This is a genomic window from Priestia sp. SIMBA_032 (genome assembly GCF_046535215.1).
Taxonomy (GTDB): Bacteria; Bacillota; Bacilli; order Bacillales; family Bacillaceae_H; genus Priestia; species Priestia aryabhattai.
The window spans coordinates 1-233 of record NZ_JAWRXD010001638.1 but is presented as its reverse complement, the minus strand read 5'-3'; the positions used below and the strand labels follow the sequence as shown (position 1 = coordinate 233).

The 233-nt window shown below is 60.5% G+C and carries 1 pseudogene; it reads left to right on the top strand.

From position 1 onward, the window contains the following. A pseudogene (locus SB717_RS39825) lies at nucleotides 1-233 on the top strand (hypothetical protein); the annotation flags it as partial.

Genomic DNA, 233 nt, shown 5'->3' with positions numbered 1-233 from the left:
CACGCTGCTGGAGACCGGTGAGCGGCACAGCCACAGCATTGATCGCACACCAAATGGTCTGGATGCCGAAGCTTCGGCCCGCAGCCGGGAGCGGCTGGCAGCCTTGAAAATTCATCCTCGTGAAACGCTGCCCAATCGAACCTTGCTCGCCAGGCTGGAAAGCGCATGGGCCAAAAGCTCGGGCACTGAGCGAGAACGGATCGGCGAATGGCTGGATGCTTTCAATCAGAGCC